Origin of the sequence: Ideonella benzenivorans, from assembly GCF_020387415.1 — a bacterium.
Classification (GTDB): Bacteria; Pseudomonadota; Gammaproteobacteria; order Burkholderiales; family Burkholderiaceae_C; genus Ideonella; species Ideonella benzenivorans.
The window spans coordinates 299,154-324,650 of sequence record NZ_JAGWCB010000008.1; the positions used below are offsets into that span (position 1 = coordinate 299,154).

23 protein-coding genes are annotated in these 25,497 nt (G+C 70.4%); 12 read left to right on the forward strand and 11 right to left on the reverse strand.

The features are described 5' to 3' along the window. Positions 1-3: 3 nt before the first annotated feature. The gene (locus tag KGA65_RS07075; protein ID WP_225862441.1) at positions 4-1,959 is read right to left on the reverse strand and encodes a hybrid sensor histidine kinase/response regulator; all 1,956 of its coding nucleotides are present in this window, start codon (positions 1,957-1,959) and stop codon (positions 4-6) included. 76 nt (positions 1,960-2,035) lie between these two features. Here KGA65_RS07075 and KGA65_RS07080 point away from each other — a divergent pair, with 76 nt between their 5' ends. The 3 genes from KGA65_RS07080 to KGA65_RS07090 all read left to right on the forward strand — a co-directional run bounded on the left by KGA65_RS07080 (position 2,036) and on the right by KGA65_RS07090 (position 4,197). Further along, positions 2,036-2,779, forward strand: coding sequence for a 2OG-Fe dioxygenase family protein (locus KGA65_RS07080; RefSeq protein WP_225862442.1), 744 nt, complete (start codon positions 2,036-2,038; stop codon positions 2,777-2,779). Between the two features lie 67 nt (positions 2,780-2,846). Next, a complete protein-coding gene (locus tag KGA65_RS07085; protein ID WP_225862443.1) occupies positions 2,847-3,923 on the forward strand; it encodes a 6-phosphofructokinase in 1,077 nt (358 codons plus the stop codon). A gap of 109 nt (positions 3,924-4,032) precedes the next feature. Beyond that, positions 4,033-4,197 carry a DUF3149 domain-containing protein gene (locus KGA65_RS07090; protein ID WP_225862444.1) on the forward strand — a complete coding sequence of 55 codons (165 nt, stop codon included), beginning with the start codon at positions 4,033-4,035 and terminating at the stop codon, positions 4,195-4,197. A gap of 9 nt (positions 4,198-4,206) precedes the next feature. Here KGA65_RS07090 and KGA65_RS07095 read toward each other — a convergent pair whose 3' ends face one another. Continuing rightward, on the reverse strand, positions 4,207-6,006 hold the full coding sequence (locus tag KGA65_RS07095) for an ABC transporter ATP-binding protein (RefSeq protein WP_225862445.1): 1,800 nt from the start codon (positions 6,004-6,006) through the stop codon (positions 4,207-4,209). After that, entirely contained in the window at positions 5,993-7,744 is a 1,752-nt protein-coding gene (locus KGA65_RS07100) for an ABC transporter ATP-binding protein (protein ID WP_225862446.1), read from the reverse strand. The genes KGA65_RS07095 and KGA65_RS07100 overlap by 14 nt, the downstream gene beginning before the upstream one ends. A gap of 62 nt (positions 7,745-7,806) precedes the next feature. On the opposite strand from KGA65_RS07100, the gene def reads away from it, so the two are divergent. Together def and KGA65_RS07110 are read left to right on the forward strand one after the other, a co-directional pair. Further along, positions 7,807-8,346 (forward strand): peptide deformylase, encoded by a 540-nt coding sequence (gene def, locus KGA65_RS07105; RefSeq protein WP_225862652.1) that lies wholly within the window; start codon positions 7,807-7,809, stop codon positions 8,344-8,346. A 91-nt stretch (positions 8,347-8,437) separates the two neighbouring features. After that, positions 8,438-10,399 (forward strand): DUF6600 domain-containing protein, encoded by a 1,962-nt coding sequence (locus KGA65_RS07110; RefSeq protein WP_225862447.1) that lies wholly within the window; start codon positions 8,438-8,440, stop codon positions 10,397-10,399. A 9-nt stretch (positions 10,400-10,408) separates the two neighbouring features. Here the strand turns inward: KGA65_RS07110 and KGA65_RS07115 are convergent, their stop codons facing one another. Continuing rightward, positions 10,409-11,026: an arylesterase gene (locus KGA65_RS07115; protein ID WP_225862448.1), complete on the reverse strand. Its 618-nt coding sequence runs from the start codon at positions 11,024-11,026 to the stop codon at positions 10,409-10,411. 55 nt (positions 11,027-11,081) lie between these two features. Between KGA65_RS07115 and KGA65_RS07120 the strand changes: the two genes are divergently transcribed. Continuing rightward, the gene (locus tag KGA65_RS07120; protein WP_225862449.1) at positions 11,082-11,774 is read left to right on the forward strand and encodes an ABC transporter ATP-binding protein; all 693 of its coding nucleotides are present in this window, start codon (positions 11,082-11,084) and stop codon (positions 11,772-11,774) included. Positions 11,775-11,790: 16 nt separating this feature from the next. Here the strand turns inward: KGA65_RS07120 and KGA65_RS07125 are convergent, their stop codons facing one another. The 6 genes from KGA65_RS07125 to KGA65_RS07150 all read right to left on the reverse strand — a co-directional run bounded on the left by KGA65_RS07125 (position 11,791) and on the right by KGA65_RS07150 (position 16,657). Beyond that, positions 11,791-12,720 (reverse strand): DUF808 domain-containing protein, encoded by a 930-nt coding sequence (locus KGA65_RS07125; protein ID WP_225862450.1) that lies wholly within the window; start codon positions 12,718-12,720, stop codon positions 11,791-11,793. A 117-nt stretch (positions 12,721-12,837) separates the two neighbouring features. Further along, positions 12,838-13,638: a peptidylprolyl isomerase gene (locus KGA65_RS07130; protein ID WP_225862451.1), complete on the reverse strand. Its 801-nt coding sequence runs from the start codon at positions 13,636-13,638 to the stop codon at positions 12,838-12,840. A gap of 130 nt (positions 13,639-13,768) precedes the next feature. Beyond that, positions 13,769-14,038 carry a BolA family protein gene (locus KGA65_RS07135; protein ID WP_225862452.1) on the reverse strand — a complete coding sequence of 90 codons (270 nt, stop codon included), beginning with the start codon at positions 14,036-14,038 and terminating at the stop codon, positions 13,769-13,771. Continuing rightward, positions 14,035-14,697, reverse strand: coding sequence for a septation protein A (locus KGA65_RS07140; RefSeq protein ID WP_225862453.1), 663 nt, complete (start codon positions 14,695-14,697; stop codon positions 14,035-14,037). The genes KGA65_RS07135 and KGA65_RS07140 overlap by 4 nt, the downstream gene beginning before the upstream one ends. Then, positions 14,694-15,143: a peptide-methionine (R)-S-oxide reductase MsrB gene (msrB, locus tag KGA65_RS07145; protein ID WP_225862454.1), complete on the reverse strand. Its 450-nt coding sequence runs from the start codon at positions 15,141-15,143 to the stop codon at positions 14,694-14,696. Before msrB ends, KGA65_RS07140 begins: the two co-directional genes overlap by 4 nt. Next, the gene (locus KGA65_RS07150) at positions 15,140-16,657 is read right to left on the reverse strand and encodes a protein adenylyltransferase SelO (protein ID WP_225862455.1); all 1,518 of its coding nucleotides are present in this window, start codon (positions 16,655-16,657) and stop codon (positions 15,140-15,142) included. Before KGA65_RS07150 ends, msrB begins: the two co-directional genes overlap by 4 nt. Before the next feature lie 120 nt (positions 16,658-16,777). On the opposite strand from KGA65_RS07150, the gene KGA65_RS07155 reads away from it, so the two are divergent. From KGA65_RS07155 to KGA65_RS07175, 5 genes are all read left to right on the forward strand, one after another. Further along, entirely contained in the window at positions 16,778-17,209 is a 432-nt protein-coding gene (locus KGA65_RS07155) for a PaaI family thioesterase (RefSeq protein WP_225862456.1), read from the forward strand. Between the two features lie 42 nt (positions 17,210-17,251). Next, a complete protein-coding gene (locus tag KGA65_RS07160) occupies positions 17,252-17,749 on the forward strand; it encodes a GNAT family N-acetyltransferase (RefSeq protein ID WP_225862457.1) in 498 nt (165 codons plus the stop codon). A 100-nt stretch (positions 17,750-17,849) separates the two neighbouring features. After that, positions 17,850-18,941: a hypothetical protein gene (locus tag KGA65_RS07165; protein ID WP_225862458.1), complete on the forward strand. Its 1,092-nt coding sequence runs from the start codon at positions 17,850-17,852 to the stop codon at positions 18,939-18,941. A gap of 116 nt (positions 18,942-19,057) precedes the next feature. Then, on the forward strand, positions 19,058-21,388 hold the full coding sequence (locus KGA65_RS07170) for a Tex family protein (protein ID WP_225862459.1): 2,331 nt from the start codon (positions 19,058-19,060) through the stop codon (positions 21,386-21,388). A gap of 22 nt (positions 21,389-21,410) precedes the next feature. After that, positions 21,411-22,505, forward strand: a complete 1,095-nt coding sequence (locus KGA65_RS07175; protein ID WP_225862653.1) for a patatin-like phospholipase family protein — start codon at positions 21,411-21,413, stop codon at positions 22,503-22,505. Positions 22,506-22,515: 10 nt separating this feature from the next. Here KGA65_RS07175 and KGA65_RS07180 read toward each other — a convergent pair whose 3' ends face one another. After that, positions 22,516-24,189, reverse strand: a complete 1,674-nt coding sequence (locus KGA65_RS07180) for a GMC family oxidoreductase (RefSeq protein WP_225862460.1) — start codon at positions 24,187-24,189, stop codon at positions 22,516-22,518. Positions 24,190-24,325: 136 nt separating this feature from the next. Here KGA65_RS07180 and KGA65_RS07185 point away from each other — a divergent pair, with 136 nt between their 5' ends. Then, positions 24,326-25,393, forward strand: a complete 1,068-nt coding sequence (locus KGA65_RS07185) for an AraC family transcriptional regulator (protein ID WP_225862461.1) — start codon at positions 24,326-24,328, stop codon at positions 25,391-25,393. Positions 25,394-25,497 lie beyond the last annotated feature (104 nt).

Here is a 25,497-nt window from a genome sequence, read left to right on the forward strand (position 1 = left end):
CCGTCAGCGGCCGATCGAACCGAACAGGGTGCTGAGTGTCTGTCGAAATGCGGAGAAATCCAGCGGCTTGGTCCAGTAGGCCGAGAAACCCTGGGCCAATGCGGCCTCGATGTCATTGGGCAGCGCGTTGGCCGACAGCGCGATGCAGGGAATGTCGCGCGTGGCCGGATCGGCCCGCAGCCGGGCCAGCACCTCGTGCCCGTGCAGGTCGGGCAGCTGCATGTCGGTCAGGATCAGCCGGGGCTGCAGCTCGCGGGCCAGCCGCAGCCCGGTCTGGGCATCGTCCGCGCCGACGAAGCGGATGCCCGGGTGGCGGGCCACCAGCTCGGCCACGATGGTCATGTTGACCGGGTTGTCTTCGATGTAGAGCAGGCAGGGGGTGGCGTTGGCTTCTGCCGCAGGGGGGGCGAGGGGCTCCGGGCTGGCCGGCGCGGGCTCGCCCGCGGCCAGGCGGATCTCGAAGGTGCTGCCGACGCCTGGCTGGCTGTCGATGCGGATCTCGCCCCCCATGCGACGCACCAGCGTCTTCACGATGGCCAGGCCGATGCCCACGCCGTCCACCTCGGCCGCGCTGGGCAGGCGCCGGAAGGGCTCGAAGGCGCTGGCCTGGTCCTGGGGCGCGATGCCGACCCCGCTGTCGCTGACCTGTAGCACCGCCTGGTCGCCTTCCTGCCGGGCCCGGACCTCGATCCAGCCGCCATCGCGGTTGTACTTGACGGCATTGGTCAGCAGGTTGAGCAGCACCTGGCGCAGCCGCACCGGGTCGGCCTGCACTTGCAGTTGCACCGGCACGTCCAGGCGCCAGGACAGCTGGTGTTGGCGGGCGGCGGCCTCGACCATCGGCAGCACGGTGCCCAGCACCTCGGCCAGCGGGACCGGTTGCAGCGGCGGGCGGTCAGCCGTCGTGTCCTCCGGCCGGGCCAGTTCCAGCACGTCGTTGATCAGCGAGAGCAGGTGCACGCCGGCGTGTTCGATCTGCTGCAGCTGCTTTTGCCGCTCCACCGCGCTCATGCGGTCATGGTCGGCCAGCAGCAGCTGGGTGAAGCCGAGCACCGCATTCAGCGGCGTGCGCAGCTCGTGGCTGAGGCGAGCCAGCAGCTCGGACTTGGCCTCGCTCTCGCGCTGGGCCAGCTCGCGGGCATGGCGTTCGGCCAGGGCCTGGTGGGTGTCGGTCACGTCCCAGTTCACCCCCACCTCCTGCAGCGGCTGGCCATGCTCGTCGCGCACCACCATCATCCGCGAGGCCAGCCAGTGCACCGAGCCATCCGGCCAGACGACCCGGAACTCATGCTGGCGGTCGCGGTCGCATTCATGCTGGTCTTGACGGGCCCGGCAGCTGGGGCGATCATCCGGGTGCACCATGGCCAGCAGCTCGTCGCCGGTGGGGGGCACCGGGCGGGGCGACAGGCCGCGCAGCTGCCACATCTGCGGATCCCATTCCTGGTACTGGGTGGCCACGTCCAGCACCCAGGTGCCCATGCCCACGCCGCGGGCTGCCAGGGCGATGCGTTCGCTGGCCGCCTTCAGCTCGCTGGCCAGACGCTGCTGCTGGGTGACGTTGAAGGCGATGCCCTGCAGCACCGTGGGGTGTCCTTCGGCGTTGCACTGCACCACACGCCGCGTCAGCAGGTACACCCAGCGGCCGTCCTCGCCACGCACCCGCACGGTGGCGTCCACCGGACCGTGGGTGGCCAGCGCCAAGGCATTGGCTTCGCGCAGGGATTCCAGGTCGTCCGGATGGACACGGGCGGTGAACTCCGCGGCCGGCCAGCCGCCCGGCCGGGTGGGCGTCCCGAGCAGGCCGTACCCTTGCTGGTCGGTGGTCAGCAGCCGCGTCTCCAGCGCCAGTTGCCAAGCGATGATGCCGGCCAGATCGTTGATCAGCCGGGAGTCAAGCGTCGGTGGCGCGGCAGCGTCGGACGCCGGTGGCGTTCTGGGCGGTGACGGGGGTTGTGACACCCTGAAACGGTAGCATGGCGCATGCCGTCTGCGTCAACGCAAGTGCGTGGCGTGCATGTCGCGCGACAATATACAAATGATGCTTGCTCCTCCGCTGACCCCTGTTGCGGGTCTGGATGCCGCCCTGGCCGACCAGGGCTTTGCGGTGATCGACGCCCAGGGCCTGCGGGGTCTGCTCGGAGCCCGTCCCGAGGATCTGGCCGACTGGCCGGCCTACTGGGATCGGCTGCCCGCCGACCACTACCTGCGCGATGGCGGGCACTACCGCTACCGTCGGCACAGCTGTTTCATCGTCGAAGGCAGCCATGTCACCCAGGTGGCGCATCGTCCGCACTGGCAGCCGGTGTCGTACAACGCGCTGCACGGCGGGATTGAGCGGCATTTCGAGCCGATCGAACCCACGCTGGTGGCCGACCCGTTCTGGTCACGTTGGCTGGTGGCCCTGGCGGCGCGGGCCACTGCGCTGCGAGGGCCGCGCGCCTGGTATGTGGAGGCCCACCCGTTCCGCATCGACACCACCGACGGCATCGGCCGGCCGACGCCCGAAGGGGCGCACCGGGATGGCGTGGACCTGGTCACGGTGACGTTGATCAACCGCGTGGGCATCAAGGGCGGGGAGACCCGTGTCTTTGCGGCCGAGGGGCGGGAAGGGCAGCGTTTCACCCTCAGCGAGCCCTTCAGCACCATGCTGCTGGACGACACGCGGGTGATCCATGAATCGACCCCCATCCAGCCGCTGGACCCGGGCGTGCGCGGCCACCGCGACACGCTGGTGCTGACCTTCCGCGCCGGCAGCTTCCAGGGCCCGGACAACAGCTGAGGCGGCGGCTGCGGCGCCGCCGTCCGGCCGTCATGGGGGCGACCGGAGGCCGGTGTATCGTTGCCGGATGCACATCGGTATCCTGACCGGGGGCGGCGACTGCCCCGGACTCAACGCGGTGATCCGCGCCGTCACCCTGGCCTTGATCAACGAGGCGGGCGCCAGCGTCACTGGCATCGAGCGGGGTTTTCTGGGCCTGTGCCGGCCGGCGATGCGGCCGCTGCGCGTGCCGGACGTGGAGGGCATCCTGTCCCTGGGCGGCACCATCCTGGGCACGCACAACCGCTGCGACCCCTTTCATTTCTTCGGTGCCAACGGGGGCGATGTCTCGGCCGAGGCCGTGGCCACCCTGAAGCGCGCGGGCATCGAAGGCCTGGTGGTGATCGGCGGTGACGGCACGATGGTGATCGCCGAGGGCTTTGCCCGCCTGGGCGTGCCGGTGGTGGGCGTGCCCAAGACCATCGACAACGACCTGATGCACACCGACCGCAGCTTCGGCTTCGACAGCGCGGTGGCGGTGGTGGCCGAGTCGCTGGACCGGCTGGCCACCACGGCCAAGAGCCATGGCCGGGTGATGATCGCCGAGACCATGGGCCGCTACGCCGGCTGGATCGGCCTGGAAGGCGGCATGGCCGGCGGGGCCGATGTGATCCTGCTGCCCGAGCTGCCGTTCTCGGTCGAGGCGGTGGCCGAGGTCTGTCGCCTGCGGGAGGCGCGCGAAGGCGACACCCTGATCTGCATTGCCGAAGGCGCCCACGCCGTGGACCACGAACAGGTGGTGCGGGCCCGTCTGGCGGACAGCCCGGAGCCGGTGCGCCTGGGCGGGGTGGGCCAGTGGCTGGCCCAGGCGCTGCAGCCGCGGGTGGGCAGCGAGGTGCGCAGCACCCAACTGGGCCATGTGCAGCGCGGCGGTTCACCCACGCCGTTCGACCGGGTGCTGGCCACGCGCTTTGGCTACCACGCGGCCCAGTTGGTGCGCCGTGGCGACTTCAACCGCATGGTGGTGCTGCAAGGCGACACCTGCACCAGCGTGCCGCTGGCCAGCGTGGCCGGGCAGAGCCGCCAGGTGCCGCTGGACCACCCGCTGCTGGCGGCGGCCCGGGGGCTGGGCCTGTCCTTGGGCCAGCCGGGCGCGCGCATCTGATCCTGGTCAAAGCCCGGCCCGGATGGGCCACAGAAATTGCGCTGGCGCATATGGGCCTGAGGGGCTCTGCGGTCTGATGGTGCCACTGATCCAACCGAGGAGAGACACCATGCACGCCCTTCGCGATTTCTTCACGACCGACTATGGCCTGATGAGTGCTGCCGGCATCCTGTTCATGCTGGGCATGCTGGGCTACTACGTCTACTACTTCATCCACCACATGCATGTGGATGAGCAGGCCGAGCAGGCGCGGCTGGCTGCGGCCCGCAAGTAAGACCAGCGTTCAGTCCATGCTGGCCTCGGTGGCCAGTTGCTGCAGTTCGACGAGGCGGCGGTAGATGCCGCCCTCGCGGGCCATCAAGGCTTCGTGCGGGCCCAGTTCGGCCACCCGTCCCTGTTGCAGCACCACGATGCGGTCCGCATCGCGGATGGTCGACAGCCGGTGGGCGATCGAGATGATCGTCAGCTGGCCGTGCAAGGCGGCCAGCGCTTCTTGCACCACCCGTTCGGTGGCACTGTCGATGTGGGATGTGGCTTCGTCCAGCAACAGGATGCGCGGCTGCACCGCCAGGGCGCGGGCGATGGCCAGCAACTGCTTCTCGCCCACCGCCAGGCGGGCGCCACCTTCACCCAGCACCGTGTCGTAGCCCTGGTCCAGGCGGGCGATGAAATCGGCCGCGCCGGCCGCCTGCGCGGCGGTGTGGATCTGCGTGTCCGTGAGCGGGCGGCCCATCGCGATGTTCTCGCGCACCGTGGCAGCCAGCAGGAAGGGCTCCTGCGGCACCAGGCCGACCGCATCGCGGAACTGCGCCTCGTCCAGTTCACCAATGGGCTGGCCATCCACCGCCAACTGGCCGGGGGTGATCGGGTAGAAGCGCAGCAGCAGCGACAGCAGCGTGGACTTGCCGCTGCCGGTGGGGCCAACGATGCCGATGAACTCGCCCGGTGCGATGTGCAGGTCCACGTTCTTGAGCACCGGTGTCCCGTCCCCGTAGGCAAAGCTCAGGTGGTGCAGGTCGACGGCGCCGGCGGTCACCACACCGTGGGCGCTGGGCCGTTCTGCCTGCGCCTCGTCCAGCAAGGTGTTGACCCGGGCGGCCGCGATGACGGCTTGCTGCAGCTGCGAGAACTGCATGGTCAGCTGGATCAGCGGCTCCACCACCCGGCCGATGTAGGCCACGAAGGCGTAGAGCACGCCCACCTCCAGGGTGCTGAGCGAACCGCCGGTCTCGCGCAGGCCGTAGACGGCGATCACCAGGGCCAGCATCAGCACATTGAGCAGGTCCAGCGCGGGGCGCAGCAGCAGGGCGTTGGCCCGCAGCTCGACCCGGCGCGAGGCATAGTGGGCCTGGTTCACCTCGGCATAGCGCGCGCCGTAGCGGGCAGCGGCCCCGCTGGCCTGCAGCACGGCCATGCCGGCGATCGATTCGGCCGTCTGGGCGTTCAGCCGGCTGCGCAGCTCGCGGGTGCGGGCCACGGCCGGGGCCGAGAGCCGCTGGTAGACATAGACGATCACAAACACCGCGGGCACCAGCGTCGCGACGATCAGCATCAGGTGCCAGTCCAGCAGGGTCATCGTGAACAGCACGCTCAGCAGCATGATGACCGCGTCCAGCATCACGAACAGCACCTGCACGTAAAGCTGCTTGACGGCCTCGGTGTCGTTGGTGACCCGGCTGACCAGCTGGCCGGTGATGGCGGTGTCGAAGAAGCGCATCGGCAGCCGCAGCACGTGGCCGTACACCTGTTCGCGGATGCGCTGCACCGCGCGCATGGCCACGCCGGCGAGCCGGCTGAGCTGGCCGTAGCGCAGCAGGCTGGCGGTGCTGCCGGCCAGCAGCGCGCCGCCCAGCAGTCCCAGCATCGCGGACAGGCCCGGCTGGTGCGGCACCAGGTGGCGGTCGATGAAGGCCTTGCCCAGCACCGGCCCCAGGGCGTCCAGCGCGGCGGCCAGCGCCAGCCAGGCGAGACCCAGGCCGATCTGCCGGCGGTCCGGCTGGACGGCCTGCCACAGCAGGCGCGCGGCGCGGCGGGCGGCCGAGGCGGACGGCGTCTGTGGCGGGTCGGATTCAGGCGGGGTCAAACGAGATCTCCAGTTGCTGGATGCGCCACTGCTGGGCGTACCAGCTGCCGGCCACACCGCGGGCCAGCAGTTGTTCGTGCGTGCCCAGCTCGGCCAGGCGCCCCTGGCGCAGCACCGCGATGGCATCGGCATCCATCACCGCCGAGAGGCGGTGGCTGACCACCACCACCGTGCGCCCCTCGCGCTGGGCCCGCAGGTGCTGCAGGATGCGGTGTTCGGTCTCGGTGTCCACGGCCGACAGCGCGTCGTCCAGCAGCAGCAGCGGGGCGTCGACCAGCAAGGCGCGGGCGATGGCCACCCGCTGGCGCTGCCCGCCCGACAGCGTCACGCCGCGCTCGCCCACCGGGGTGTCGTAACCCTGGGGCAGGCGTTCGATGTCCTCGTGCACCGCGGCCAGGCGGGCCGCGACCGCGATCTCGTCGCGCGTGGCGTCGGGACGGCCCAGCGCGATGTTCTCGGCCACGCTGGCGGAAAACAGGATCGGCTCCTGCGGCACCCAGGCGATGCCGGCGCGCAGCGCCTCCAACGTGTAGTCCGCCAGGGCCACGCCGCCCCAGCGGATCTGGCCGGCCTGTGGCGTCCACTGCCGCAGCAGCAGCCGGATCAGCGTGCTCTTGCCCGCGCCGGTGGGCCCCACCAGGCCCAGCGTGCTGCCGGCCGGAATGTCCAGGTCCAGATCGCGCAAGGCTGGCTGGCTGCTGCCAGGGTAGTTCAGCTGCACGCCCCGCAGGGTCAGATTGCCGGGCTGCAGCGGGCTGACTGTGCCGTCGTCGTCGATGGCCAGCGGTTCCTCCAGCACGGCCGACAGCCGTGCCCAGGCGGCGCGCCCGCGTTCCCACAGGGCCAGCACCCAGCCGGCGGCGAACATCGGCCAGACCAGTTGCCCCAGGTAGAGCCCGAAGCTGGTGAGCTGGCCGATGCTGAGCTCGCCTTGCCAGACCAGCCAGCCGCCCAGGCCCAGCGTCAGCGCGTTGGCCACCGCCAGCGTGATGCCAACGGCCGGCTCATAGCGCGCCTCCCAGCGCTGGGCGCGAAAGCTGGCATCCGCCGCGGCCTGCGCCAGTCGGCCGAAGTGGGCGTCGCTGCGGGCCTCCAGCCCCAGGGCGCGCAATGTGCGCACCCCCGAGAGGGTTTCCTGCACCTGGTCGTTCAGCGCGCCAAAGCGTTCCAGTGCCTCGTGCGAGGCATCGTGCACCCGGCGGGAGATCCACCAGAACGCGGCGGCCATGAACGGAAATGGCAGCAGTGCCACCGCGGCCAGCCGCACATCCACCGCCACCGCCATGGTGGTGACGACCATGACCAGGGTCAGCGTGCCGTCGAAGCCGGCCAGCACTGCTTCGCCGGCCGCCATTTCCACGGCGTCCACGTCGTTGGTGGCCAGCGCCATCAGGTCGCCGGTGCGCCGGGTCTGGAAGAAGCGGGGGCCCTGGTCGGCCAGGCGCTGGTAGAGCCGGGCCCGCAGTTCCACCCCCATCTGGTAGGCCGCGCCAAACAGCTGCAGGCGCCAGACCACGCGCAGGCCGTAGATCACCGCGCCGGCCAGCAACAGCCGGCCCAGTTCCCAAAGCAGGGCGTTGCGGTCCAGCCGGTGCTGCACCAGGCCATCCACCAGCAGCCCGATCTGGCGCGGAATCCAGACCGTCAGCAGGGCGATGCCCGCGAGCATCAACCCGGCCGAGGCATAGGCCAGGGCATGGCGGCGGATGAAGGCGAGGATCAGGCGGGCAAGCTGCATGGGGGCGCCGGATTCTAGGCGGCCGGCGGCACAATGGGCCGTTGACTTATCAGGAGTGGGCCGTGGCCGTGCGCGAGATTCTGAAGATGGGCGATGCCCGCCTGCTGCGGGTGGCGCAGCCGGTCGCTGCCTTCGGGACGCCCGAGTTGGCCGCGCTGATCCAGGACCTGCACGACACCATGGCCGCGGCCGGCGGCGTGGGGCTGGCGGCGCCGCAGATCGGGGTCGATGCGCAGCTGGTGGTGTTCGGCTTCGACCGCAACGAGCGCTATCCGGAGGCGCCGGCCGTGCCCGCCACCGTGCTGCTGAACCCGGTGATCACGCCCGACGAGGCGGCCGGTGAGGAGGACGGCTGGGAAGGCTGCCTGTCCGTGCCCGGGCTGCGGGGCCAGGTGCCGCGCTGGCGGCGCATTCACTACCAGGGCGTGGACCCGGCCGGGCAGCCCATCGACCGCTGGGCCGAGGGCTTTCATGCCCGGGTGGTGCAGCACGAGTGCGACCACCTGATCGGCCGGTTGTACCCGACCCGCATGCGGGATCTGCGCCAGTTCGGCTTCACCAGCGTGCTGTTCCCCGATCTGGACCCCGGCGCCGACGAGTGAGCCGCCCCGGCGGGAGAACCCGGTCAGCCGGGGGGAAGGCTGCCGCGTTGAGGCAGCACAGGAGATTGTGTCCATGCAGGAAGTGAAGGCCATGGGAACCCGACTGATCGATGCGAGCCGCTGGCTGTCACGCCTGCTGCTGGCCGGGCTGTTGCTGGGGGCCCTGGTGGGGGCCCGTGCTGCAGAGGATCCGCCGGGCCGGGTCGGCCGGGTGGCCGAGCTGGATGGCAGCGGCTGGATGCGACGCGGCGGCGTGGGCGAATGGTTCAGCCTGCAGCGCAACCAGCCGGTCACCACCGGCGACTGGCTGAGCACCGATGCCGGCGGCCGGGCCATGCTGCAGATCGGCTCGACCGTGCTGCGCCTGGATGCCGGCACGATGCTGCAGGTGCGCCGCCTGGACGACCAGCGCATCGACCTGTGGCTGCAGGCGGGCGGCGCCTCGGTGCGCCTGCGTGCACCGGAGGTCATCCGCGAACTGTCGCTGTCCTGGGCCCAGGGCAGCCTGCAGCCCACCAGCACCGGGGCCTACCTGGTGCGACAGGGCGATGAAGGTTCCAGCCTGACCGTGCTGGCCGGCGAGGCCCGCTTCAACAGCAGCGCCCGCAGTTTCAGCTTGCGGGCGGGCCAGTCGGTCGGGCTGGCCCAGCAGCCGGGCAGCCGCCAGCTGGACATCACCTGGACGGACGTGCCCGAGGACGATTTCACGGCCTGGGTGCGCGACGAAGACCTGCGCAACGACTGGGCCCGTGACAACCCGCCCGTGCCGGTCGAGATGACCGGCAGTGAGGACCTGGACCGCTATGGCCGCTGGGAACAGAGCCCCGAGTACGGCACGGTCTGGCAGCCGCTGATCGTGAGCGCCGGCTGGGCACCGTACCGTTACGGGCGCTGGACCTGGGTGGCCCCCTGGGGCTGGACCTGGATCGACGATGCCCCCTGGGGCTTCGCGCCGTTCCACTACGGGCGCTGGGTCTACTGGGGCACGCGCTGGGTCTGGGTGCCGGGCCACTATGTGCGCCGGCCGGTCTATGCGCCGGCGCTGGTGGGCTGGGTCGGCGGGCCGGGCTGGAGCGTCACGGTCAACACCGGGGCTCCCACGGTGGGCTGGGTGCCGCTGGCCCCGCGCGAGGTCTATGTGCCGGTCTATGGCTACTCGCCGCTGTACTACCAGCGCATCAACGTCGGCCAGCCCCTGCCGCCGCAGCGCCATCCGCTGCCGGGGGCACGGCCGCCGATCGACCTGCGCAACCGCTGGGCGCCGGGCGGCTACACCGCGGTGCCAGCCCCAGTGATCCAGGCCCAGCAGCCGGTCTGGCGCGCGCTGCGCCCGCAGGAGCCGGACGCCGCAGGCCGTGGCGCCCTGGTGCCGATGCAACCGCCACCGCGCCCCTCCCAACCGACCCCGGTCCCGGGACGTGGCGAAGGGCATGGCCGTGCACCCAGCCTGCCACCGAACTGGAAACCCGTGCCCTGGCCCGGCAGTGGCCAGCCGCCCTCGGGCGGCAGTGGTGAGCGCACGCCACCCGTGCGCAAGCCCTTGCCGATCCCGGTGACGCCAACCACGCCCTCCGTGCCGGCCCAGCAACCGGCCTGGCCCAGCGCGCCGATCCACGATCGGCCTGCGGCCCCCCAGCCCACCGCGCCGGGGCCGCGCTTCCATGAAACGCCGCGTGAGGACACCCACCGTCCGCCCCCCCGGCCGACGGTGCCGGCGCCGTCGGTCGCGCCGTCGCCCCGGGCCGAGCAGCCGGCCTGGCCCGGCACGGTGAATCGCCCGGGGGGGCCGTCGGGCGAGCGCGACCTTCCTGCTGAAGACCGGGGGAATGTCCGCCAGCCGCAGCCAGTGCGGCGCCCACCCCAGCCCGTACGACCGGTGCCGATGCAGCCACCGGCTGCGCAGCCGCCGGTCCGGTCGCCGGCGCCGGCCTACCAGCCGGTGCCCGTCCGTCCGGCCCCGCCGGCCAACAACGGGGCCAACCGCGATGGGCTCGGCGGCAAGGCGCCGGGGCGGAGTGACGAAGACAAGCCCCGCGACCCGGCGCAGCGTTGAAGGGCAGGGTCAGCGCAGCAAGGGCTGCAGCGCCGGCCAGACGTTGTCCAGCAGCAGCGGGTGCGCCTTGGCCAGCGGATGGATGCGGTCGGCCTGGAACCAGGCATCGGCATCGGGCCGGTCGGCCACGCCCTTGAGCAGAAAGGGCACCAGCGCGGTGTGGCGTTCGCGGGCCACGCTGCCGAACACGCCCGCGAAGTCGCGGGTGTAGGCCGCGCCATAGTTGGGCGGCACCTGCATGCCCAGCAGCAGCACCTTGGCCCCGGCGCTTTGCGCGGCCTCGGTGATGTGCAGCAGGTTGTCGCGCGTGCCGGTCAGCGGCAGGCCGCGCAGCGCATCGTTGCCGCCCAGCTCCACCACCACGATCCGGGGTCGGTGCTTTTGCAGCAGCGCCGGCAGGCGGCTGCGACCACCCGCGGTGGTGTCGCCGCTGATGCTGGCGTTCACCACCTGCCAGGGCTTGCCCGCCTGGGCCAGGCGCTGGGCCAACAAGGCCACCCAGCCGGTGCCGCGGGCCAGGCCGTATTCCGCCGACAGGCTGTCGCCCAGCACCAGCAGCGTGCCCGGTGCCTTGGCCGCCAGCGCCGGCCAGGGCAGGGCCGCCGCCACCAGCAGGCTACAGTGCATGCTCAGCCACCTGCGACGTGTCACGCCGCCCATCCTGTCGTTCCGACCTTGCCTCATGAATTCACCCATCATCGCCGTCGAACACCTCACCAAGCGGGTGAGTGATGCCACCGGAACCCTGACCATTCTCCACGACATCAGTTTCACGCTGCAGGCGCGGGAATCGGTGGCCATCGTCGGGGCCTCCGGTTCGGGCAAGAGCACCTTGCTGGGGCTGCTGGCCGGCCTGGATGTGCCCACCGAAGGCACGGTGCGCCTGGGCGGTGAGGATCTGTTCGTCCTGGACGAGGACGCCCGTGCTGCGCTGCGGGCCCGGCAACTGGGCTTCGTGTTCCAGAGCTTTCAGCTGCTGTCCAACCGAACCGCGCTGGAGAACGTGATGCTGCCACTGGAACTGGCGGGCCGGCGCGATGCGCGCGCAGCGGCGGCGGACATGCTGCAGCGTGTGGGGCTGGGGCAGCGCCTGGGGCACTACCCCAAGCTGCTGTCCGGCGGCGAGCAGCAGCGGGTGGCGTTGGCGCGGGCCTTCGTGGTGCAGCCCAAGGTGCTGCTGGCCGACGAGCCCACCGGCAGCCTGGACCACGCCACGGGCGAGACGGTGATGCAGCTGATGTTCGAGCTCAACCGCGAGCGGGGCACGACGCTGGTGCTGGTGACGCACGACCGCAGCATCGCTGCCCGTTGCGACCGGCAGCTGCTGATCGACGCCGGCCGGCTGGTGGCCCAGGGCGAAACCCTGCAGGCCTGAGAGCCGACCGGATCCGTCAGTGGGCGGGTTGGCCGCGCAGCCGGCCAATCAGGCTGACGCCCACCAGCACCAGCGCGCCCGCCAGCACCCCGAGCAGCGCCGGCACGAGCAGCCGGACCATGGGCGCCAACCCGGCCGCGCTGGCTTCGGCCAGGGCCTCGACACCGTGGTGCAGGAACGGCAGGCCGTGCGCCAGGATGCCGCCGCCCACCAGGAACATGGCCGCCGTGCCCAGCACGCTGAGGGTCTTCATCAACCACGGCGCGGCCTGCAGCAGGCCGCGGCCCAGGGTGCGCACAGCGTTCCAGCCAGCCCCTTGCCCCGGCAGCCGGGACAGGGCCAGTCCCGCGTCGTCCATCTTCACGATGGCCGCAACCAGGCCGTAGACCCCCAGGGTCAGCACCACGGCCACCAGCGCCATGACACCGAACTGGGTGGCCAGCGGCGCCCCGCTCACGCTGCCCAGCGTGAGGGTGATGATCTCGGCCGACAGGATGAAGTCGGTGCGGATGGCCCCCTTGATCTTGTCCTTCTCCAGGGCCACCAGGTCCACCGAAGGATCGGCCAGGGCGCTGATCAGCGCCGCGTGTTCGGCATCCGGCGCCGCGCCGTGGCGCAGCCGGTGCCAGACCTTCTCGAAGCCCTCGAAGCAGAGGTAGGCGCCGCCCAGCATCAGCAGCGGCGTGATCAGCCAGGGCGCCCAGGCGCTGATGGCCAGCGCCGCGGGCACCAGGATGGCCTTGTTCACCAGCGAACCCTTGGCCACCGCCCAGACCACCGGCAGCTCCCGGCTGGCGTCCACCCCGGTCACCTGCTGGGCGTTGAGAGCCAGGTCGTCGCCCAGCACACCGGCGGTCTTCTTCGCGGCCACCTTGGTCAGCACCGAGATGTCGTCGAGCACGGTGGTGATGTCGTCAATCAGCGCAAGCAGGTTGGCAGCAGCCATATCGGGGCAGAGGAAGGGAGAGGAGTCGGGATGCTAACCGGCGGGACGGGCCCGGCGGCCGCGCACCGCCAAAAAACAAGGCACCCGAGGGTGCCTTGCGCAGGGGGGGCCGGGGGCTTATTCGCCGGCCGAGAACTTGTAGTCGGTCTTGGCCGCGTTCTTCAGATCTTCCTGGTACTTCTGCAGCTTGGTCTGGGCCAGGCGCTGCAGGATCTGGGGCTTCACTTCTTCGAAGGCCGGGAACTTGGCTTCGCGGGTGTCTTCCAGTTTGATGATGTGGTAGCCGAACTGGGTCTTCACCGGGGCCTGGGTGTATTCACCCTTCTTCAGCGTTGCCAGGGCCTGGCCGAATTCCGGCACATAGGTCTCGGGCTTGGCGAAGTCCAGGTCGCCGCCGTTCTCGGCCGAGCCGGGGTCCTTGGAGTTCTTCTTGGCCAGCTCTTCGAAGCTGGCGCCGGCCTTCAGCTGCTCGATCAGCTTCTTGGCTTCGTCCTCGGTTTCCACCAGGATGTGGCGGGCGTGGTACTCGGTGCCGGAAGAGGCCACCTTGATCTTCTCGTACTCGGCACGGGCCTCCTCATCGGTGGGCTGGTGCTTCTTCTGGTACTCGGTGAACAGCTCGCGGATCAGCACGGTCTGGCGCAGCAGTTCCAGCTGGGCCTTGTAGTCGGCGGTGGCGGCGATGCCTTGCTTCTCGGCGGCCTGGGCGAAGATCTCACGCAGCACCACTTCATCGCGGGCGCGGGATTCCATTTCCGGCGTGACCGGCTGGCCGCCGCGGTTGGCCTGCTGCAGCAGGGTGGTCACGCGGGCCTTGGGGACCGGCTTGCCATTGACGATGGCGATGTTCTGGGCCTGGGCCGCCAGCGGCAGGATCACGGCCGTGGCCGCCAGCAGGACAGTGGACTTCAGCTTCATGGTGGATGTCGCCTTTCGGGGGACTCTTGTCTTCAGGAAAAGGAATGACAGCAGAGGAGGGCGCGAAGCGGTACGGCAGGTCGACGTGAAACCCACGTGAAGTCCGTCCGATGCCTGAAGCGCCCGGGGCTCAGTGTTCGCCCGGTGCGCGGGTGTCCAGCGCCAGCGCGTGGATTCCCTGGGTCATCAGGTCGCGCAGGGCATCATACACAAGGCGGTGACGGGCCACCCGGCCCACCCCCACGAATCGTTCGCTGACGATGCGCACGCTGAAATGGCTGCCCTCTCCGGCACCGGCGTGACCGGCATGGGCGGCGCTGTCGTCGCGCACCTCCAGCGCCTGGGGCGCCAGCGCGGCTTGCAGGGCGGCTTCGATGCCGGCGGCGGTGGGATGGCTCATGGGGTGCTCTGGTGGGAATCGGCCGCGGCGCCATCTTCCGGTACGGATTCCGGCAGGTGGCGGCTGATGTAGACCCCCTGGGCCAGCATGAACAGCAGCATCAGGCCGGTGGCGCCGAACAGCTTGAAGTCCACCCAGGTCTCGGTCGTGAAGCTGTAGGCCACCCACAGGTTGAGCAGACCCATCAGCGCGAAGAAGGCGATCCAGGCGAAGTTCAGGCGGCGCCAGAGGGCGTCGGGCAGCGGCAGCTCCTGGCCCAGCGTGCTGCGCAGCAGGTTCTTGCCGAACAGCGCCTGGCTGGCCCACAACGCCAGACCGAAAGCCCAGTACAGGCCGCTGGGCTTCCACTTGATGAAGGTTTCGTTGTGGAACCAGATGGTCAGCCCGCCCAGGCCGACGACCAGCGCCAGGCTGAACCACAGCATCAGGTCGACCTTGCGGCCGCGGGCCTTCAGGTAGACCACCTGGGTCAGGGTGGCGACGATCACGACCAGGGTGGCCAGCAGCACCGGCGCTTCCTTGGGGGCGACCACGCCACCGGAGACCAGGCCCCCGAAATACTGCGTGGCAAAGGCTCCGGCCCAGTCCTGGTGCCCATCCGCATAGCGGAAGGTGGCAAAGAACAGAACGATGGGCAACAGGTCGAACAGAAGTTTCATGGCGTTCCGGAATCCGGCGCAAAGTGTATCGCTGCCGAATTGATGCAGAAGCGCTCACCGGTGGGGGCGGGGCCGTCATCGAACACATGCCCCAGGTGCGAGCCACAGTGGGCGCAGCGCACCTCGACCCGGGTCATGCCGTGAGAGGTGTCGACCACGCGCTCGACCCGGCCTTCCTCGATGGCTTGGCTGTAGCTGGGCCAGCCGCAGCCGGCGTCGAACTTGGTGTCCGCGCTGAACAAGGCCTGGCCGCAGCCCACGCAGCGGTAGACGCCAGGCTCCCAGTGGTTCCAGTAGACGCCAGTGAAGGCGCGCTCGGTGGCCGCCTGGCGGGCCACGGCAAACTGCACCGGATCCAGCTGGGCGCGCCATTCGGCTTCGGTCTTGTGGACCGGGTAGCGGGCGTCGTCATGGTCGTGTGGGTCGTCGCGAGAAGAGTCGTTCATGAGGAGCAGGACACGGAAAGTTGCTGCGCCCAGTCGGGCGGGAAACCGGCATCGGCAGCCGTGCCGCTGTCGTCGTCAAAGGGGCGGCTCAGCACCGCCAGCAGGCGTTGGACCTCGCTGAAGTCACCTTGTTCCGCGCGCTGGATCGCGGTCTCGGCCAAGTGGTTGCGCAGCACCACCCGCGGGTTGGCCCGGCGCATTGCGGCCTGGCGCGCGCTGTCCACACTGTGCTCGGCGGCCAGCCGGGCGGCATAGCGCGCGGCCCAGGGATCGAAGGCGCTGCGGTCCAGGAACACGTCGCGCACCGACCCGACCGCCTGGGGCGAGAACTCGCACAGGCGCCGCATCGCGATGGTGTAGTCCGCCTTCTGTGCCTCCAACAGGCGCAGCCAGTCGTTGACGAGGTCCTGGTCCTCGGCATGGGTTTCCCGCAGGCCGAGCTTGGCGCGCATCTGGGCGGCCAGGGCCTCGCCGAACACCGGCTCGAAGGCGGCCAACTCGGCGCGGATGGCGGCCACGTCTTCGGGCGTGCCCTGGCCGTCCCCCACCAGCGGCACCAGCGCCTGGGCGAAGGCATGCAGGTTCCACCAGGCCACCTTGGGCTGGCGGGCGTAGGCATAGAGGCCACCTTCGTCCGAATGGTTGCAGATGTGCTGCGGGTCGAACGCATCCAGGAAACCGAAGGGGCCGTAGTCGATCGTCAGGCCCAGCAGCGACATGTTGTCGGTGTTCATCACCCCGTGGCAGAAGCCCACCGCCTGCCACTGGGCCATCAGGCGGGCGGTACGCCGGGTCACCTCGCCCAGCAGGGCCAGCACCGGCTGGGCGGCCTCGCGGCAGGCCGGAAAGTGGTGCTCGATCGCATGCTCGGCCAGTTGCCGCAGCTCGTCATAGCGACCCTGGTGGTAGAAGTGCTCGAAGTGACCGAAGCGCAGGAAGCTGGGGGCCACGCGGGTGACCACGGCCGCGCTTTCCACCCGCTCGCGCCGCACCGGCAGGGTGGAGCCGGTCAGGCACAGGCCCCGGCTGGTCGGGATGCCCAGGTGGTGCATGGCTTCGGAGCACAGAAATTCGCGGATCGACGAGCGCAGCACCGCCCGCCCGTCGCCCATGCGCGAGTACGGCGTGCGCCCGGCACCCTTGAGTTGCAGTTCCATGGGGCCCTGCGGTGTCTCGACTTCGCCCAGCAGCAAGGCACGGCCATCGCCCAATTGACCGGCCCAGACACCGAACTGGTGGCCGCTGTACACGGAGGCCAGCGGCGCCATGCCCGCCCAGGTGGCGTTGCCGCTGAAGACCTGCAGGGCCTCCGGCCACCGCTGCCACCAGTCGGCAGGCCAGCCCAGCAGGGCGGCGCAGTCTTCGCTGGTGGCCACCCAGTGCGGATCTGGCAGGCCAGCGCCGTGCATCTGGGTGTGGAAGGTCGGGCCCAGCGCCGCAAAACGGTTGGGCCAACGCGCCGCCTCCGGCGGCGGCGGCAGGCGCGACGAGAGGGGAGGGCTGCGGTCGTTCATTTCCGGCAGTGTAGGCATGGCGGGGGAGCCCGACCGGAGGTGGGGCTTTCCGCGTCCGGCGGCACCACGGCTGCCGTCCTGGGGAGGGTGCGGGCTCAGGGTTTGCGAGAAGATGCCCGCATGAGCCACCCCGTTCCGACGCCCCAGGCCTTCCCGATCCCCATCCCCTTCGCCCATCACCTGGGCCTGCAGTTCTACGGTTGCACCGAGGACACCGCCGAGGTGAGGGTCTGGCTGCAGCCACCGCACCTGAACGGCTGGGGCGTGGCGCATGGTGGGCTGCTGCTGACGATGATGGACATCTCGATGGCCTTGGCCGCGCGCAGCGGTCACATGGAGGGACCGGGCGTGGCCACCATTGAGCTCAAGACCAGCTTCCTGCGGCCGGCAGAGGGCGAACTCCGGGGCATCGGGACCGTGCTGCAACGCACCGTGAGCATGGCCTTCTGCGAGGGGCGGGTGCTCAACGCCCAGGGGGATTTGTGCGCCCATGCCACCGCCACCTTCAAGTTCCTGGGCGGTGCCACGCCGCCGGCCCGTCCGCCGCGCTGAAGGACGGGAAGGGCGGGCCTGCGGTGGACAATCCCGTCCACGATGACGACGAGCCTGCCTGACATCCGCTGGACCTGGTGCCGCTTTCCCGACCTGGGTCTGCAGGATCTTTACGACGCGCTGCAACTGCGCGCCCGCGTGTTCATCCTGGAACAGGGCCCCTATCTGGATCCGGACGGCCTGGACCAGCACAGCTGGCACCTGCTGGGGCGCCTGGGCAGCGACTGGAACGGCCTGCCGGCCGGCACATTGGTGCTGTATCTGCGGGCGGTGGAGCCAGGGCAGAAGTTCGACGAGCCGGCCCTGGGCCGGGTGGTGAACCACCCTGCGGTGCGGGGCCTCGGCCTGGGCCGGGTGCTCGTGGGGGAGGGCGTGCGCCGCTGCGACCTGACCTGGCCCGGCCAGGCCAACCGCATCAGCGCGCAGGCCCATCTGGGCGATTTCTACGGCAGCTTCGGCTACCAGCCGGTGGGCCCGGTCTACCTGGAAGACGACATCCCGCACCAGGAGATGCTGCGGCCGGCTGCGGCTTGGGCATAGGCCAAGGTCGCCGGCGCTGCTTCAGCACCTTGTCACGGATTCTCCCTACAACGGGAGGGCGGGGCCGGATGTCCCAGTGCCCGCTGCTGTGGAGACTCCGATGACCAGCCTTCCCCGTATCCGTGTTGCGCGCGCCCTGGCGGCGGGCGCCTTGTCGGCTGTTGCGCTGAGTGCCTGCGCCACCGGCCTGGGCGACTATGAAATCGGTCTGTGGGGTGATATGCCCTATTCGGACCTGCAGGCCCAGGTGGGCGTGCCCAACCTGATCGCCGACATGAACGCCCATGCCCTGGCCTTCACCGTGCATGACGGTGACCTCAAGGCCGGCAACAGCACCGCAGGCTCCGTCACGCCCACCACCTGCAGCGATGCGCTCTACACCCAGGGCCTGGGCTACTTCAACGCACTGCGGGCGCCGGCCATGCTGACGCCGGGCGACAACGACTGGACGGACTGCGACCGCTCGTCGAACGGGGGCTACAACGCGCTGGAGCGTCTGGACCATGAGCGTCAGGTCTTCTTCTCGACGCCGTATTCGATGGGACAGCGCCGCCTGCGCCAGGAGGTGCAGACCGACAGGCTGTGCCTGGACCACAACGGCGCGGCCACCGCCTGCGTGGAGAACCGCCGCTGGACTTACCGCAACGTCACCTACGTCACCGTGAACGTGCAGGGCTCGTGCAACAACCTGTGCGACACCGCACCGGATGCCGCCGAGTGGACGGCGCGCAACAACGCCAACATCGTCTGGCTGCAGCAGAGCTTCGCGCAGGCCAAGGCGCGGGGTTCGGCGGCCATCATGCTGATTTCGCAGGCCAACCCGGGCTGGGACCAGGCCGACCCGACCCGCGCGCCGCTGCGCGACCCCAAGACGCTGGCCGAGACCGATGGCCAGCCCGATGGCTTCCAGGCCTACCTGCTGGCCCTGCGCGACCTCACCATCGACTTCCAGAAGCCGGTGGCCTATGTGCACGGCGATTCGCACTACCAGCGCATCGACAAACCTTTCCTGGACGCCCAGGGCCGCCGCCTGGAGAACTTCACCCGCGTGGAAACCTTCGGTGACAACGCGGGCAATGGCACCAACGACGTCCACTGGCTGCGGGTGCGGGTGCGCCCCGAGACGCGCGAGGTGTTCTCCTACCAGCCGATGATCGTGCCGGCCAACCGCGTGGCCGTTCCCGCGCCCTGAAAGAGGCGCCGGGAAAGGCGCCGCGGCCGGTCGCGGACCGAGGTCCGGCCGCGGATCTGGCACACTGCCGCGCTTTCCCGGTCTCTTGCGCGGGCGGCAGCCTGCGCCTTCAGGTTTTGGACAAGATTCTTCTGCAGATTGCCGCCGAACTGAGCGTTCGGCCGGCTCAGGTGAAAGCCGCCGTGGACCTTCTGGACGGTGGCGCCACGGTGCCCTTCATCGCCCGCTACCGCAAGGAGGCCACCGACGGCCTGGACGACATCCAGCTGCGCGAGCTGGAAGCCCGGCTGGGCTACCTGCGCGAGCTGGAGGAGCGCCGCGAGGCGGTGCTCAAGAGCATCGACGAACAGGGCAAGCTCACGCCGGAGCTGCGCGCCGCCATCGAGGCCGCGCCCACCAAGCAGGAGCTGGAAGACCTCTACCTGCCCTACAAGCCCAAGCGTCGCACCAAGGGCATGATCGCCCGCGAGGCGGGGCTGGAGCCGCTGGCCGACAAGCTGTTTGCCGACCCCAGCCTGGACCCGATGGCCGAGGCCGCCGCCTTCCTCAACCCGGACGCCGGCTTTGCCGACGCCTTCGCGGTGCTGGACGGTGTGCGCGACCTGCTGTCCGAGCGCTGGGCCGAGGACGCCACCCTGGTGGGCAAGCTGCGCGAATGGCTGTGGGCCGAGGGCCTGTTCCAGTCCAAGCTGGCCCCGGGCAAGGACGAGAACCACCCGGACCACAGCAAGTTCCGCGACTACTTCGACTACGACGAGCCCATCCGCACCGTGCCCAGCCACCGCGCGCTGGCGGTCTTCCGCGGCCGCACGCTGGAGATCCTGGACGCCAAGCTGGTGCTCGACGAAGAAGTCGTGCCGGGCCAGCCCACGCTGGCCGAAGGCCGCATCGCCCAGCACCTGGGCTGGCGCCACGCCAAGCGCGCCGGCGACGAGCTGATCCGCAAGACCATCGCCTGGACCTGGAAGGTCAAGCTGTCGATGAGCTTGGAGCGGGACCTGTTCGGCCGTCTGCGTGAAGAGGCCGAGAAGGTCGCCATCAAGGTGTTTGCCGAGAACCTGCGCGACCTGCTGCTGGCCGCGCCCGCCGGCAAGCGGGTGGTGATGGGCCTGGACCCGGGTATCCGCACCGGGGTGAAGGTGGCGGTGGTGAGCGACACCGGCAAGGTGCTGGCCACGGCCACCGTCTACCCGCACGAGCCCAAGTGCGACTGGGAAGGCAGCTTGCACACCCTGGGCCGCCTGGTGGCCACCCACGGCGTGAACCTGATCGCCATCGGCAACGGCACCGCCAGCCGCGAGACGGACAAGCTGGCGGCAGACCTGATCAAGCGCATCCAGGGCATGGCCCCGGACGTGAAGCTGGAGAAGGTGGTGGTCAGCGAGGCCGGCGCCTCGGTCTACTCGGCCTCCGAATTCGCCTCCAAGGAGTTGCCGGACCTGGACGTGAGCCTGCGCGGCGCGGTGTCCATCGCCCGCCGCCTGCAGGACCCGCTGGCCGAGCTGGTGAAGATCGAGCCCAAGAGCATCGGCGTGGGCCAGTACCAGCACGACGTGAACCAGAGCGAACTGGCCCGCACGCTGGATGCGGTGGTGGAAGACTGCGTGAACTCGGTGGGCGTGGACCTGAACACCGCCTCGGCCCCGTTGCTGGCCCAGGTCTCGGGCCTGTCCACCGCGGTGGCCAACAGCATCGTGCGCTGGCGCGACGCCAACGGCGCCTTCCGCAACCGCCAGCAGCTGCTGGACGTGGCCGGCCTGGGCGCCAAGACCTTCGAGCAGGCCGCGGGCTTCCTGCGCATCCGCGATGGCGACAACCCGCTGGACCTGTCGGGTGTGCACCCGGAAACCTACCCGGTGGTCGAGAAGATCATCGCCGCGGCCGGCCGGCCGATCCAAGAGCTGATCGGCAATGCGGACGTGATCCGCAAGCTGCGGCCCGAGGCCTTCGCCGACGAGAAGTTCGGCGCCATCACGGTCAAGGACATCCTGGCCGAGCTGGAAAAGCCCGGCCGCGACCCGCGCCCGGACTTCAAGGTGGCCCGCTTCAACGACGGCGTCGAGGACATCAAGGACCTGCAGGAGGGCATGGTGCTCGAAGGCACGGTGTCCAACGTGGCCCAGTTCGGCGCCTTCGTGGACCTGGGCGTGCACCAGGACGGCCTGGTGCATGTGAGCCAGCTGTCCAACAAGTTCGTCAACGATGCCCGCGAGGTGGTCAAGACCGGCGACATCGTCAAGGTCAAGGTGCTGGAGGTCGATCTGGCCCGCAAGCGCATCAGCCTGACGATGAAGCTCGACGCCGCCGCGCCCGGGCCGAAGAGCGGCAGCCGTGGCGACAACAGCTACCGTCCCGCCGCGCGAGGCGAGCGAGCCCAGTCCGGTCGTGGCCACCAGGCCGAGGCGCCGAGCGCGATGGCCGCGGCTTTCGCCAAGCTCAAGCGCTGAGCGGGCGGCGCCGGGCATGGCGATGAAGGCCCTGCGTGTCCTGGCCGGTCCGGCCGCGCTGGCACGCCTGCGCCAGGGCCCGCTCACGTCGGCCGAGGTGCGAGTGGTACCGGGCGCCGCCGGTGGCCCCAAGGGCCTGATCCTGGGCCCGCTGGACCAGTTCCTGTTCGGCGATTGGCTGCCGCGCGGCGGCCACACGGTGCATCTGCTGGGCGCCTCGATCGGCTCCTGGCGCATGACGGCCGCCTGCCTGCCCGACCCGGTGGCTGCCCTGCGGCGGCTGAGCGAGGACTACATCACCCAGCGCTACGAGCATGCACCGGGCCAGCCGCCGCTGCCCAGCCATGTCAGCACGGTGTTTGGCGCCAAGCTGCAAGAGCACTTTGGCGGCCAGGAGGCGGCGTTGCTGGCCCACCCGCGGTACCGGCTGCATGTCTTCACCAGCCACGGCCGCCGTTGGCTGCGGCGCGAGACCACCCGCTGGCGAACCAGCCTGGGCTATGGCGCGGCCTTTGCCAGCAACCTGGTCACCCGCTCGGCCCTGGGCGGCTGGCTGGAGCGGGTGGTGTTCTCCGACCCGCGCGACGCGCTGCCGCTGCCACTGAACGACCTCCGCGGCGTGCAGGTGCCACTGACGCCACAGAACCTGATCCCCGCGGTGCTGGCCAGTTGTGCGATCCCGTTCTGGCTGGATGCGGTGCATGACATCCCGGGCGCACCCGCCGGTGCCTACTGGGACGGTGGCATCACCGACTACCACCTGCACTTGCGCTACGACCGACTGCTGGCCGGCGAGGGGGGCGATCCGGGCTGGGTGCTGTACCCGCACTTCCAGCCCACGCTGGTGCCGGGTTGGTTGGACAAATCCCTGCGTTGGCGCCATCGGGCCACCGGCGCATTGGACCGTGTGGTGGTGCTCGCGCCCCGGCCCGAGTGGCTGGCCACGCTGCCTGGGGGGCGCCTGCCCAGCCGCGAGGACTTCAAGGTCCACCTGGACGACGATGCGGCACGCGAGCAGGCCTGGCGCCGCGCGGTGGCCGAGAGCCAGCGCCTGGCCGACGAGTTCCAGGCCTGGGTGGACGGCAGGGCCACGCCCGAGCTGCAGCTCTTGCCCTGAGCCGGACCGGTCAACCCGCGGGTTCGACCTCCGGCTGGGGCGGCGCCGCAACGGTCACGTCCTGCCGGCCCTGTCGCGCCGCCACCATCCACGCAGCCGCCCGCTCGGCCATCATGATGACCGGGGCGTTGGTGTTGCCGCTGACGATGCGGGGCATCGCCGAGGCGTCCACCACCCGCAGGCCCGACAGGCCGTGCACCTTCATCTGGGCGTCCACCACCGCCAGCGGGTCGGCGCCCATGCGGCAACTGCCCACCGGGTGGTAGATGGTGTCGGCGTGGTTGCGGATGAATTCGGCGATGGCCTGCGGGTCTTGCGCCTGCGCCAAGGGGCCGCGTTCCTGGCCCCCGAGGGCCGCCATGGCGGGCTGGGCCAGCAGGCGGCGGGTCTGCTGCACGCCACTGACCAGCCGGTCAAGGTCGTCACCCTCGGCCAGGAAGGCCGGGTCGATCACCGGGGCGGCCTGCGGGTCGGCGCTGGCCAGCGTCACCCGCCCACGGCTCTGGGGCCGCAGCAGGCACACATGCACCGAGTAGCCGTGGCCCCACACCGCGCTGCGCCCGTGGTTGACCAGTTGGCCCACCACGAAATGCCACTGCAGGTCCGGCACGGCCTCGTCCGGCCGGCTGCGGAAGAAGCCACCCGCTTCGGCGAAGTTGGAGGTCAGCAGGCCGCGCCGCTCGCGCCGCCACTGGCCGATGGCGCGGGCGATGTCCCAGCCACCCCCCAGGCTCAGGCCGAAACTCTCGCGCGCCTGGGGCGCCTTCAACACCATCACCACGTCCGGGTGGTCGTGCAGGTTGCGGCCCACGCCGGGCAGGGCGTGGCGCACTTCGATGCCATGGCGCTGCAGCTCGATCGGGTCGCCCACGCCCGAGAGCATCAGCAGCTGCGGCGACTGGAAGGCGCCGGCGCACAGGGCCACCTCCTGGCGGGCCATCAGCCGCAGGCGCTGACCGCGCTGCAGCAGTTCCACGCCGCGCACCTGCCGGCCGTCGAGAATCAGCCGCTCGGCCCGGGCTTCGGTGAAGACCTGCAGATTGGGGCGGCCCAGATGAGGGCTCAGGTAGCCTTTGGCGGCGCTGAAGCGCTCGCCGTTCTTGTGCGTGACCTGGTACATCCCCACGCCTTCGAACGTGGCGCCGTTGAAGTCCGGGTTGACCGGCCAGCCAGCTTGGCGGCCGGCTTCGACGAATCGGCGCGACAGCGGGTTGGGGTCGCACAGGTCCATCACATGCAGTGGGCCGCCCTGGCCATGCCAGGCGTCGGCGCCGCGCGCGTTGTCCTCGGCCCGCTGGAACCAGGGCAGCACGCTGCCCCAGTCCCAACCGGGGTTGCCGGCGGTGGCCCAGGCGTCGTAGTCGCTGCGGTGGCCACGGATGTAGATCATCGCGTTGATCGAGCTGGAGCCCCCCAGCACCTTGCCGCGGGGCTGGTAGCCGCGCCGGCCATTCAGTCCGGGCTGGGGTGTGGTCTCAAAGCACCAGTTGGCCTGGCCGGTGCGGGCCATCACGCCCAGGCCTGCCGGGCAGTGGATCAGCACGCTGTGGTCGGCCGGGCCGGCCTCCAGCAAGGCGACGGACACCGAAGGGTCTTCACTGAGCCGGCCGGCCAGCACCGAGCCGGCGCTGCCGCCACCGACGATGAGGTAGTCGAAGGTCTGGGACGGGGGAAGGGGAGTCATGGGCAACATCGGTTGGGGGTTCCAGGCGAGGGCAGTGTCCGAAGCCCGGCTGCGTGCTTCCACCGATGGCCATGACAGCCGATCGTCCTAAAGTGACAAGCGCGGGTTTGTCCGGCCTGCTGTCCGACGTTCCACCATGTCTGCTGCCGCCCGCCTGCCCGAAACCGATGCTCTGATCCATCCGGTCTATGCCCGGATGCTGCGGCGTCTGCTGTTGCAGACCGCGGTGGATCCGGCGCCAGTGCTGGCGGCGGCGGGGCTGTCGGCCGAGACCCTGGATCAGGAGGACCGGCCCCTTTCGTTGGACACCACCCAGCGGCTGGCACAGGCGGCGATGACCGCCACGGGGCGCCCCTGGTTGGGGCTGGACCTGGGCGGGCAGACGCCCGTGTCCATGCATGGGTTGATCGGCTATGCGGCGGTGACGGCGCCGGACCTGGGCGCGGTGTTGCAGGTGTTCGCGCGCTACAGCACGGTGCGCAATGAGGCCTTGGTCTGGTCGCTGGAATCGGGCGAGGCCGGGGGCGCCGTGCTGCGCGGGCGCGAATGCGCGGACTGGGGCGCTGCACGCGGCTTCTACCTGGACGCCGTGGTGAGTGCGACGCTGCGCTTGGTGGAGGCGGCACTGGGGGAGTTGCCCGACGGGTTGTGGGTGGACTGGCCGCTGCCGGCCCCGCCGTGGTTGGCGCAGTACCAGCGCTTTGCGCCGGTGCGCTTCCGTTTCGCGGCGGCAGCGCTGGCGGTGTCTGCCGAGGCCCCTGCGCTGGCCTGGCCCTGCCTGGGGGCGGATCCACGCGCTCATGCCGCGGCCTGTCGGGCCTGTGAGGCCGAGTTGCGCACCTTGGCCGAACGCAGCCTGTCCCGGCGCGTGGCCGGTTTGCTGCGCAGCCAGCCGGCCGGGCGCTATCCCAGCCTGACCGAGGTTGCGGTTCATTGCGCACTGGGGCGCCGAACCCTGATGCGTCGCCTGGCGGCCGAAGGCACCTCTTTTCAGGCGCTGCTGGACGAGGCCCGGCAGGCGCGGGCACTTTGGCTGCTGCGCCGCACCCGCCTGCCGGTGGAAGAGGTGGCGGCCCAACTGGGGCTGGCCGACACCTCGAACTTCAGCCGCACCGTCCGACGCTGGTTTGGGTGCACGCCGGGCGAACTGCGTCGGCAGGCACCCGCTGCTGCCGGTGAAGCGGTGCAGCCGGGCTATACTTGATGCCTCAATCACCCACAGCACAGAACCGGGAAAGGCAGCACGGGTTATGACACCGCGAACTCGCTCGATCTTCTTCCAAGAGGTCTGATCGGCCGCGGTGCACT

Bases quoted from the DNA above. Each gene is read 5' to 3' on its own strand.
- KGA65_RS07150 (WP_225862455.1), bottom strand. From the start codon at position 16,657: ATGAACGACCGCAGCCCTCCCCTCTCGTCGCGCCTGCCGCCGCCGCCG.
- KGA65_RS07080 (WP_225862442.1), top strand. From the start codon at position 2,036: ATGATGCTTGCTCCTCCGCTGACCCCTGTTGCGGGTCTGGATGCCGCC.
- KGA65_RS07085 (WP_225862443.1), top strand. From the start codon at position 2,847: ATGCACATCGGTATCCTGACCGGGGGCGGCGACTGCCCCGGACTCAAC.
- KGA65_RS07090 (WP_225862444.1), top strand. From the start codon at position 4,033: ATGCACGCCCTTCGCGATTTCTTCACGACCGACTATGGCCTGATGAGT.
- KGA65_RS07125 (WP_225862450.1), bottom strand. From the start codon at position 12,720: ATGGCTGCTGCCAACCTGCTTGCGCTGATTGACGACATCACCACCGTG.
- KGA65_RS07100 (WP_225862446.1), bottom strand. From the start codon at position 7,744: ATGCAGCTTGCCCGCCTGATCCTCGCCTTCATCCGCCGCCATGCCCTG.
- KGA65_RS07185 (WP_225862461.1), top strand. From the start codon at position 24,326: ATGTCTGCTGCCGCCCGCCTGCCCGAAACCGATGCTCTGATCCATCCG.
- KGA65_RS07115 (WP_225862448.1), bottom strand. From the start codon at position 11,026: ATGCACTGTAGCCTGCTGGTGGCGGCGGCCCTGCCCTGGCCGGCGCTG.
- KGA65_RS07120 (WP_225862449.1), top strand. From the start codon at position 11,082: ATGAATTCACCCATCATCGCCGTCGAACACCTCACCAAGCGGGTGAGT.
- KGA65_RS07165 (WP_225862458.1), top strand. From the start codon at position 17,850: ATGACCAGCCTTCCCCGTATCCGTGTTGCGCGCGCCCTGGCGGCGGGC.
- KGA65_RS07180 (WP_225862460.1), bottom strand. From the start codon at position 24,189: ATGACTCCCCTTCCCCCGTCCCAGACCTTCGACTACCTCATCGTCGGT.
- KGA65_RS07135 (WP_225862452.1), bottom strand. From the start codon at position 14,038: ATGAGCCATCCCACCGCCGCCGGCATCGAAGCCGCCCTGCAAGCCGCG.
- KGA65_RS07110 (WP_225862447.1), top strand. From the start codon at position 8,438: ATGGGAACCCGACTGATCGATGCGAGCCGCTGGCTGTCACGCCTGCTG.
- msrB (WP_225862454.1), bottom strand. From the start codon at position 15,143: ATGAACGACTCTTCTCGCGACGACCCACACGACCATGACGACGCCCGC.
- KGA65_RS07130 (WP_225862451.1), bottom strand. From the start codon at position 13,638: ATGAAGCTGAAGTCCACTGTCCTGCTGGCGGCCACGGCCGTGATCCTG.
- KGA65_RS07155 (WP_225862456.1), top strand. From the start codon at position 16,778: ATGAGCCACCCCGTTCCGACGCCCCAGGCCTTCCCGATCCCCATCCCC.
- KGA65_RS07160 (WP_225862457.1), top strand. From the start codon at position 17,252: ATGACGACGAGCCTGCCTGACATCCGCTGGACCTGGTGCCGCTTTCCC.
- KGA65_RS07140 (WP_225862453.1), bottom strand. From the start codon at position 14,697: ATGAAACTTCTGTTCGACCTGTTGCCCATCGTTCTGTTCTTTGCCACC.
- KGA65_RS07175 (WP_225862653.1), top strand. From the start codon at position 21,411: ATGAAGGCCCTGCGTGTCCTGGCCGGTCCGGCCGCGCTGGCACGCCTG.